This window comes from Neolewinella aurantiaca (assembly GCF_008014675.1).
Lineage (GTDB): Bacteria > Bacteroidota > Bacteroidia > Chitinophagales > Saprospiraceae > Neolewinella > Neolewinella aurantiaca.
The window spans coordinates 1-1,491 of sequence record NZ_VOXD01000094.1 but is presented as its reverse complement, the minus strand read 5'-3'; the positions used below and the strand labels follow the sequence as shown (position 1 = coordinate 1,491).

At 46.1% G+C, this 1,491-nt stretch carries 2 protein-coding genes; one reads left to right on the top strand and one right to left on the bottom strand.

Translation table 11 applies throughout. The features are described from left to right. Positions 1 to 567: tyrosine-type recombinase/integrase (locus tag FUA23_RS22150; protein WP_262713727.1), on the bottom strand; the 567-nt coding region annotated here is incomplete at its 3' end. A gap of 281 nt (positions 568 to 848) precedes the next feature. On the opposite strand from FUA23_RS22150, the gene FUA23_RS22145 reads away from it, so the two are divergent. Continuing rightward, positions 849 to 1,349, top strand: coding sequence for a hypothetical protein (locus FUA23_RS22145; RefSeq protein WP_147932956.1), 501 nt, complete (start codon positions 849 to 851; stop codon positions 1,347 to 1,349). Positions 1,350 to 1,491: the final 142 nt, after the last annotated feature.

The window sequence follows — 1,491 nt, the reverse complement described above, 5'->3', positions numbered from 1 at the left end:
GGTTGATCGATCAAAAATTGACGGATGGAGGTGGGGCTGTGGCGCATAAATTGTTGCTTTGGTTTGGCGCAAAGCTCTGGCGCGGAGTTGGGGCTGACAAGATGTGGTTGGTCGGACGCTTACCTTTGCGTTGCGGATAATGAGCGTGCGGTGGCGGGCGTCGAAGTCATGTAGTCGGATGCGCGCGACCTCTCCGGCGCGCAGGCCTAGGCCGTAAATGAGGCTGAGGACCAGGCGACGCTTTGAAGTTCTGGCTGCGGCGAATAGTTGCTTTAACTCACTGGTAGTCAGCAGTTCTCCAAGTTGTTTAGGTTTGCGCGGGGTAGGGATGTCGACGATACGGTCGGGGTCGCCGAGGACTTTGCCGTAGAAATATTTCAGCGCACAGCAAAGGGTGTTGAGGGTGGATTTTCCTATTGATTTTTCCCGCTCGGCGAGAAAGGCGAGGATATCCCGGGCGGTGATGGCATCGGCTTCCGCATGGTGGTATTCCATGAGGTCGCGCAGCGACCGGGCGTAGTTGATAATGGTACTCGATGTCATTCCCGCAACCCGTAAATGGGCCACGAACCGGTCGAGATCCGGCTGACAATCGGGGTGGTGGGCTATCTGAGCCCGGGACTTTTTTTAGTCACGATGGAATGGTTTGGTTAATAGGTAAGATAGGGGTATTTTTAGGAGACGGTTGGTTATGGCGCGGCAGCGGTTGGCGCGGAGCGGCTTAGTTCAACACAGGCTACAACGTCCATGCTCCTATCGTCGCACGGCGTGTAGCCAAACCGTTAGCCACAATAAAAATGAAGACGATCCGAATAATATCAATCACTTTATGTCTATTAATGATTGTAATGTCATTTAAACGGACAGATTCGGAAAAACAAATAATTGACGAAGGTAAATGCGTTGGACAAATTCAAATTGGAATGACAAAAACGCAAGTTGATTCAATTTTAAAGGTCACACCCAAGGAAATTAAATGGACAAATCATTCTTTCGAGTACAAATACGAAAAGAAAGGAATATCAGTATATATACTTCAAAATGATTCATCAAAAAAAGTTTTTTCCATAACGGTTTTTCCAAAAAGATGGAAAGGAACTACAGGTAAGGGATTGAAAGTGAACAAAAAACTTAAGATAAAAGATGTAATGAAAGTCTATGGCGAACCTGAATGGGGTTTTACGACAGACTGCTCAGAACTTGATGCTGATTACTATGATATCGGAATATATTTTTCAGTCGACACAATCAGCGGAATTTGCGATGAGACAGAGTTCAATCTTGACTCATTGTACCTAAACAAAAAAGTGACGGAATTGACAATTGGAGAAATTGGGACAGATTTTTAAAAAAAATACTGTGGCTAACCACACTACTCTACATTTTTGAAGATGGGATGATTTCGCCCGTCATCGAGGCTTAAATATCGTTTCAAGAAGAGCTCCATACTCGCGCACCAGGGCATCAGCAGGCTCAGTCCTTTGCGGAACA